The organism is Bacteroidales bacterium (assembly GCA_016707785.1).
Lineage (GTDB): Bacteria > Bacteroidota > Bacteroidia > Bacteroidales > UBA4417 > UBA4417.
The window spans coordinates 18,581-28,054 of the sequence record JADJGZ010000059.1 but is presented as its reverse complement, the minus strand read 5'-3'; the positions used below and the strand labels follow the sequence as shown (position 1 = coordinate 28,054).

The window sequence follows — 9,474 nt, the reverse complement described above, 5'->3', positions numbered from 1 at the left end:
ACCGATGTAGATGATGTAATGGACCTTACCATCAATGAGGCTGCTTTTTCGAATGCCGGAGCGGATGCCACCATCTGCGAAGGATCCACGTTCACGCTTGCAGGCTCTGTTGCTTCAGGATTTGTTGGACTATTATGGTCAAGTTCCGGTACAGGCACATTTAACGATGCAACAATTCTACACCCTGTTTACACTCCAAGTATTGCTGATATTGCTGCAGGATCAGTTAATCTGATACTTACTTCCCAGGCTTTTACCTCGTGCACAGATGATGTGGACCAGATGACCCTTAATATTACCAGGCAAGTTGTTGTAAATGCCGGTGCTGATGCAACCATTTGTCAGACGTCCACCTTTACTCCTTCAACAGCTTCTGCACAGTTCCAGGGAAGCTTGCTCTGGACTCATAATGGAGCTGGTACATTGACGGGTGCAAGTTCATTGACACCTACCTACACTCCGGGAGTGGGAGAAACCGGCACAATACAACTTACACTAACAGGATATGCCAATATCCCCTGTGCAGATGTAAATGATGTTCTTAATCTCACCATTAACCAATCAGCCCAGGCGTCAGCCGGACCTAATAACATTATTTGTGAAGGAAGTACTTTTACTCCTGCAGGCACTTCTGTTTCCGGGAATACAGGGATTTTATGGACAACTTCCGGCTCCGGTTCCTTTAATAATACAGGGATACTTAATCCGGTCTATACTCCGGGTTTATCTGATATTACTGCCGGAACTGTAGTTTTGACTATAAAAGCAGTGGCAAATACCGGATGTACTGATGCTACCTCTTCAATGACACTTAGTATTACCCGACAAGTATTGGTAAATGCCGGTGCAGATGCCACTATTTGCCAAACATCTACTTTTTCACCAACAACCGCTACTGCTCAGTTCCAGCAGTCCCTGCTATGGACCCATACAGGAAGTGGAACATTAAGCGCCTCAAACTACATTAAATCCTGTTTATACGCCAGGAGTTGGAGAAACAGGTACAATAATACTCACCTTGCAAGGAATTGCCAATAATCCATGTACAAATGTTCAGGACCAGATACAGCTGACAATAAATGAAGCTGCGTTGGCAAATGCCGGGCCTAATGCTACCATCTGTGAAGGAAGTACTTATAGTCTGAGTTCAGCCACTGCATCAGGATATGCAAACCTGGTATGGATAACTTCCGGATCCGGACTTTTTTCAAATTCTACCATCCAGAATCCTATTTATACTCCAAGCCTTGCTGATATTGCATCCGGAAGTGTTACACTCACCCTTACATCCAATGCATTTTCCGCTTGCACCAATGCTGTTTCGAGCATGATTTTGACGATTACCAGGCAGGTCGTTGTAAATGCAGGAAGCAATGGACAAGTATGTCAAAATACCTCTTATACTGTTTCCGGCGCAACTGCTCAATACTTTAACAGCATCAACTGGACACACAATGGAGCAGGACTTCTAAGCAATATTAATACTCTGGCCCCAACTTACACGCCAGGTGCCGGAGAGAGTGGAACCATTACATTGATATTGAATGGCATCGCAAATATTCCATGTGCCGATGCCTCGGATAATATGCAACTTACCATCCATCCGTTACCATTGGCCAATGCTGGTCCGGATGGTGCAACCTGTGAAGGCTTCAATTTCACTGTTAGCGGCTCCAGTGCAACAAATTACAACAATATCAGCTGGACCCGTTCAGGTACAGGCAATCTGCTCAATGCCACAACACTTAGCCCTACCTATGTGCCTGGCCCCGGTGAAACAGGAGTTGTTACACTAACAATGACAGTCACCGGCACCAATTCGTGTTCTGCAGAATCCTCAGTTGATGCAATGGTATTGAATATTACTCCATTACCATTTGTTACGGCAGGTTCTGATGCAACAATTTGTGCTGCAAACACCTATAATGTCTCAGGAACTCAACAATTTTGCGGCATTACAAACTGGACCAGTTCTGGTGATGGAACTTTCACTAATCCGGGTTCTTTAGTTTCAACTTATGTTCCCGGTCCATCTGACATTGCAGCCGGAACAGTTACCCTTACCCTGACAGGTGCGGGAGTTAACAGTTGTGCAGCAGTCAATTCAGTCGATCAGTTGGTTTTGACCATCGATCCCATGCCAGCTATCAATGCGGGACCTGATGCTTCCTACTGTATAACCGGCCCGGTGCAACTAACAGGTACCTCAGCCGCTTTCTATTCCAGCATTCAATGGTTCACATCAGGTGATGGAATCCTGACAAATCCACTTACAATTGCACCTACCTATATGCCGGGTAACATTGATTACAACAATGGGACCGTGACCCTTACCTTATGGGCACAGGGCAGATTAAGCTGCGCATCACAAACAGTAACGGATGATGTAATCTGGGCTGTTGCCCCATACCCGATTGTTTTAGCCGGGCCGGATGATTATATCTGCAGTAATGTAACGCAATTTCAGCTGAATGGACTTGGAAATAATTATAATGGTGCTAATATCCAATGGAGTTTTGCAGGAGGCGATGGTTTCCTCAGCAATGCCAATATTATGAACCCTGTTTATTTTGCCGGTCCTGTTGATTTAAGTACGCAGAACCGATCCATCATCTTTACATTGACACTTCAGGGAAATGGCAGTTGCAGCGGTGTCTTTGTTAATGATCAGATTGAACTAAAAATTGATCCGACTCCTGAAAGCAATGCAGGACCTGATGATGAGATTTGTGATCAGAGACCTTACCAGGTGAATGCTACTGGTCAATACCAATCATCAATGACCTGGACAACCTCCGGTGACGGGTCATTCAGCAATACCAATATTTTCAACCCGATTTATACACCAGGCCCCAATGATGTAGGTCAAACTGTTGTCCTGACACTTCAGGTTCAGGGATGCCAAAGTCTGACAGGAGGCGATTTTATGTGGCTTACTGTTCATGAAGACCCAAGTGCAACTATCAGTGGAACCACAAGCATTTGTGAAGCAACCGCTACTCCTGTAACCATTGACCTGACTGGAACACCACCATGGTCAGTCACCTACACAAATGGTGTGACTCCGGTTACAGTCAATAACATTATGACCACTCCTTATGTTTTTAATGTTACTCCTCCCGTTACTTCAAGTTATTGGATTTCTGCTTCAAATGATGTCAACTGTACAACTCCTGCTGATTCCATTCATGGACTTGTATCGATAACAGTAATTCCTCTCCCGGATCCTTTTACAACAACTGCAAGCAATTCTGGCGTTTTCTGTGAAGGGACTGCCGGAGTTACGCTTGGATTGAGTGGTTCACAGGTGGGCATGACTTATGAGCTTCTGTTTAATGGACTTCCTGAAGGGACAATACTCCCTGGGACCGGATCACCTCTTTCTTTCGGAATCAAAAATACTCCCGGTCAATATTCCATACTGGGAACAAACCCGGTGGGAAATTGTCAGAAAATGATGAATGATACGGTTACTGTAATCATGAACCCTATCCCGGTAACTGATTTTACCACGAATACGGTTTGTAATTCTGATACAACATTTTTCACAATTTCGGGGAATTTTATCCAGAATACAAGTCAATGGCACTGGGACTTTGGTGATGGCACTTTCGCAACGTTTAATGCCCCGACCAACCCATATCATATATATCCAACTTATGGAACCTACCTGGTAACCCTTAGTGTTGAAGATACCAACAACTGCAACTATAGTATCAGCCACCCGGTAGAAGTGCGACCGCATCCCACAGCTTTCTTTTCATATAATACCCCCAACTGCCTGGGTGACCCCAGTTTCTTTATAGACCTGAGTAACAACCCAGTCGGACAGGGCTATATCAGTCAGTGGGTATGGAGTTATGGCGATGGAACACCTAATGATACCATTGATTTCCCCAATACCTCCAATACCATGCATCAGTATGCCGGTGACGGCACTTATCCAGTGACCTGTATATCACCAATAGCCGCAACTGCACGGATATTTACAGCACCACTATCACTGTCACCCGCCGTCCCCTTGCTGATTTTGACTTCTGGAGCAACTGCCAGGATGAACAGGCTTACTTCACCGATGCCAGCAATGCCAATGGAGGCGGAGCCGTTACCAGCTGGAGCTGGGATTTTGGAGATCCTGCATCTGGATCTTTGAACACCAGCACCCTGGAAGACCCTACTCATTTATATACCACAGCAGGATTGTATAATGTGACCCTGATTGTACAGAATTTTAATGGCTGCAGCGACACTATCATTCGGCAGGTGAATGTAAAAGGTGCTCCACTGGCTGATTTTACTAGTACCACCGGCTGCCTGGGCACCCCCACCTTGTTCTGGGCTGACAGTACCTTGATCAACCTGAATGCTACGGCTACCTACCACTGGGATTTTGGCGATGGCTCCACGAGCAATACCCGCAACACCCAATACACCTATATTGCAGCAGGCACCTATACGGTAATCCTTACCATTACCGATACCGCAGGCTGCGAAGGATCCCGTTCCCACACCCTGATTGTTACCCCACCGCCAACGGCATTGTTCAGCTCTGCTACCGATAACTGCCAGGGACAAACCATCAGCTTCAATAATCAGAGTACCACAGAATCGGGCTACCTGACCAGCTGGAGCTGGGACTTTGGCGATGGGAGCCCTGTTCAGACCATCCTTTTCCCTGCGATCCCCGATGTAAGCCATATCTATGCCGTAACAGGCACCTTCAATGTAACCCTTACCGTTACCAACTCCGAGGGCTGTACCCATAGCTTCTCCCGTCTGGTGAATGTGTTTGGTTCCCCAACGGCCGACTTTATGAGCTCGGGCCAATGCAAGGACAGCCCTGTTCATTTTACGGATCTTACCTCTACTTCCGGAAGCCAAAGCCTGACAGCCTGGTACTGGAATTTTGGGGATCCACCCTCAGGAGTGAATAACACCAGCCGCGAACAGCATCCCAATCATACCTATGCTACCCCAGGTACTTATACGGTTGAACTTGTCACCCTAACGGCTAATGGCTGCTCCGATACGATCAGCTACCCTGTAACCATCAAGCCTTTGCCTGTTACCGACTTCAGCTTCCAGAGCGCCTGCCAGGATAATCCTGCACAGTTCAGTCCTGCAGGCATGGCGATCCCCACCATTGCCAGCTGGTACTGGAGCTTTGGGGATGGAGGCAGCAGTACTTTGCAGTCTCCCAGCCATGTGTATACCTTTGCCGGGACCTATACCGTTACGCTCACCGTTACCGATACGGCAGGATGTGAGAACCAGCGCAGCCACCCGATCATCATCGTTCCGCTGCCCTTGGTGAACTTCGACTTCTCTTCTCCTGCCTGTGATGATCAGCTGGTACAGTTTACTGATCTTACTACTTCTGCCGCCGGATATGTAACGCGCTGGTTCTGGGATTTTGGTGATGGCACCACCCAGGTAATCAACTTCCCTGCTACCGCCTCTGTATCACATACCTATGCCCAGTCGGGGACTTTCAATGTAACCCTGACAGTAAAAAGCTCCGATTCCTGCACCAACCTGCAGACTAAAACCCTTACCATCCTTCCCAAACCTACGGCACTGTTCAGTCATGGCGCTGCCTGCCAGGGAGCAGCGGTATCATTCACGGATCTTTCACTGAGCAATACCACCTCAGGGATCTCCAACTGGCAATGGGACTTTGGTGACCCGGGATCAGGCTCTTCTAACCAGAGCAGCCAGCAGAACCCTGTTCATCATTACAATACCGCAGGGACTTATACAGTCAGGCTGATAGCCACCATCTCTGGCGGATGCAGCGATACGGTTACCTCATCAGTGAATGTAACCCCGCCACCTCTGGTAGATTTCAGTTCATTGGCAGGATGCAGTGGCGATACCACCCAGTTCACCTCCAGTACCACTGTGAATGTAAATGCCACCCAGAGCTGGTACTGGCAGTTCGGGGATGGGCTGAGTTCTACCCTTGTGGACCCGATGCATATCTATGCCCAGTCCGGCACCTTCAATGTGACCCTCACCATCACCGATACGGCAGGCTGCATAAACACCAAGACCAATGCAGTAGTGGTAACCCCCGGGCCGCTGTCGAACTTCAGCTTTAATACCCCCGCCTGCTCAGGTACAGAGATCACCTTCACCGACCTGGGCAATGGCAATGGCGGAATAATCAACAACTGGTACTGGCAGTTCGGTGATGATAATGATACCACCTTTACTACTTACCACCCCACGGTGACACATACCTACAGCCAGCCGGGCACTTTCCTTGTAAGCCTGACCCTGGGCACACAGCAGGGCTGCAGCCATACGCGTGTTATCCCTGTGACCATTTCTGCCTCGCCACTTACGGCTTTCTCTTACCAGAATACCTGCCAGGGACAAGCCACACAGTTTACCGACCAGACCAGTCTGAATGGAGGTCCCACACTGGTATCCCACAGCTGGAACTTTGGCGATCCGCCATCGGGAAGCAGCAACTCAAGTACCCAAACCAACCCGGTGCATAACTATGCCAACCCGGGCACATATTTGGTAAGGCTTATTACTGCCAATGCTTCAGGATGCCAGGATACACTGGAACAGAATGTATCCATTGTTCCAAAACCAGGAGTAGATTTTTACAATGACAGCCTGCTTTGCCTTGGATCAGCCACCACCTTCTTTACCGATACCACCGCCACACAGGTAGGAGCGGTACAGACTTACAACTGGAACTTTGGTGATGGCAGTCCCACTGCAAACACACAAAACCCGCAGCATAGCTATGGAGTGGCCGGTACCTTTACCGTGATACTCACGATCAGCGATACCTCCGGCTGCCAGAATGCCATCAGCCATCCTGTGACCATCCACAGTGCCCCGCAATCGTACTTTATGGCCCAGCAGGCCTGTGCCGAGTCTCCCACACAGTTCACCGACCTGAGCTCTGCCCCACTGGGAGATACCCTTGTTGCATGGAACTGGGACTTTGGCCTCTCAGGCACCGCTGATACCAGCAGTCTGCAGAACCCGCAATACACCTTCAATACCGCAGGCACTTATACCATCACCCTTACCACCACTACCGAGCATGGCTGCACCCATGTGAAGACCATGCCGCTGCAGGTATGGAACAAGCCTACAGCCTACTTTAAATACTCAGCCAGTCCCTGTGCCAATGGAGCGGTACAGTTCCAGGACTCCTCATGGAGCTACCAGGCACTGGTAACAGGATGGAACTGGGAGTTTGAACCTTACCAGTATGGCAATGGACAGAACCCCAACCATGTGTATTATGCCATTGACTCCTGCTATGATGTCAAGCTGATGATCACCGATATCCGCGGATGTGTGGATACAGCCTTCCAGCAGGTATGTGTCCCCTCAGAGCTCACTGCTACCTTCAGTTATACACAGTCCTGCTTCGGTGAGCCTATGCAGTTCACCCCGCAGTTACTAACCCCTGCTGCTCCTGCCGATTCCCTGATCAGCTTCCAGTGGAACTTTGGGGATCCCCAGTCCGGTGCACAGAACCTGAGCACCCTCAAAACCCCGGGACATATTTTTACCGCCCCGGGCTTCTATACGATAAACTTCTCCACCACGGACAAGTTCGGATGCCAGGCGGATGATTACCAAAGCGTGCAGGTGCATGCTTTGCCAGTAGCACTGTTCGATTATACCCCGGGCAGCTGCGACTCAACCATCACCTTTACCAGCCAAAGCATCGATACCGCAAGTGCTATTACTACCATGTACTGGAACTTTGGCGACGGGACACTGGATACCATCAATGCCCCCAATACCAGCACCACGCATAAATACACCACGGCAGGAACCTATGTAACCACATTGACCGTGGTGGATGGGAATGGTTGTACATCAACAGTCACTGACAGCATTCAGCGTTCCCCCTGTATTGTGGCAGCCTATACGCCATCAGACACCTTGCTATGCCAGAACTATGCCCTTGAGTTTGCGGACTTTTCTACCTGCGATGCCCAGATCAGTCAGTGGGTATGGACCTGGGGAGATACCGCACAACCGACCACTTATAACAGCTATCAATCCCTCACCACCCATACTTTTACCCAGCCGGGTACTTTCCTTGTAAAACTAAGGGTAAGTACGATCGTTGGGGGCAGCGTGATCAGTGACTCCACACAAAGGGTGATCACGGTAATCGCCACCCCATTGGCAGGATTTACCACACAGGATGTATGTTACAAGCAGGAGTCGATGTTCACCGATACCACCAAAGCCAATGGAGCTACACTACTCACTTACCGCTGGGAGTTTGGTGATCCCCAGAGTGTGTATGACACCGCTGTAAACCGCAACCCCTCCTGGGTTTATCCTGCCCCGGGCAGTTATGACCCCAGGCTGATTGTCACCAACCAGTCGGGCTGCCGTGATACAGCTACCACCAACCTAACCATACATGGACTGCCTTCTGCTACCTTCAACAGCTCTATTGCCTGTGTTGGGCATCCGACCTACTTCTTCGACCATTCAGATCCTTACCTTGCCCCGCTGAACCTATGGGGATGGAGGGTGAGTGACAGTCTGGGAAGATTTTTAGGCTCAATGCAGGGATCTACCCCAGAGTTCGTGTTCGACAGTATCGGCAGGTATAGGGTACTGCTGACCGCCAGCGATACCAACCAGTGTGCAGATACCTTAAGAGCAATGGTAGATGTGGAACCCTCACCACTGAGTGCTTTCAGTTATACAGAGGATGTAGAACAGGTGCAGGGACAGGTACAGTTCAACGATGGCTCCATCGGAGCCGATGAATACCACTGGGACTTTGGCAATGGAGAGATATCACCATTGGCCTCCCCACTGATCACTTACACCGAAGACGGCACCTATACTGTGACCCTGGTTACCCTGAATGAGCAGGGCTGTTCGGATACCACCAGCATGTTATATACCTTGCTCTTCAAAGGATTGTATGTCCCTAATGCATTTGCCCCGGGAGGTACGCTACAGCAGACAAGGATATGGAAACCCGTAGGGCAGAACCTTGCCACTTACCACTGCCAGGTGTATAACTCACACGGAGCCATGATCTGGGAATCCAAGCAGCTGGATGAGAGAGGATCACCGGTGGAGTTCTGGGATGGAACCTACAAAGGCCATCCTGTGCAGCAGGATGTGTATGTCTGGAAAATCCAGGCCATCTTCCGCGACGGCACCATCTGGAATAATAAGGATGTGGGGAACCATGACAAGCTGACCGAACCTGTGTTTGGGACAATAGTGCTGATCAGGTAATCAAGAGTTGTTTCAATCAACTTGAGCAGGAGAATCCATAATGGGTTCTCCTGTTTATTTAAATATCTGTTTATTTCTAAAAAATCTATCTAATAGAATTATCTATGAAAAATGCTTTTCTGACGGGACAAGTATCAAATCTATAGATAATATTTTTCATCAGAAAATTCCTTCATTAAGTTTGTTGGTTTTCTTAGCTAAATGCAAGAATGCCAG

At 48.8% G+C, this 9,474-nt stretch carries 3 protein-coding genes; all 3 read left to right on the top strand.

Features of this window, described 5'->3' with window-relative positions:
• Positions 1–1,038, top strand: a 1,038-nt coding sequence (locus tag IPH84_19795; protein ID MBK7175403.1) for a hypothetical protein, incomplete at its 5' end; no start/stop codon positions are given.
• Positions 1,019–4,153, top strand: coding sequence for a PKD domain-containing protein (locus tag IPH84_19790; GenBank protein ID MBK7175402.1), 3,135 nt, complete (start codon positions 1,019–1,021; stop codon positions 4,151–4,153). The genes IPH84_19795 and IPH84_19790, both read left to right, overlap by 20 nt.
• Complete coding sequence (locus tag IPH84_19785) at positions 4,150–9,258, top strand: PKD domain-containing protein (GenBank protein MBK7175401.1); 5,109 nt, start codon at positions 4,150–4,152, stop codon at positions 9,256–9,258. Before IPH84_19790 ends, IPH84_19785 begins: the two co-directional genes overlap by 4 nt.
• The last annotated feature ends 216 nt before the right edge of the window (positions 9,259–9,474 follow it).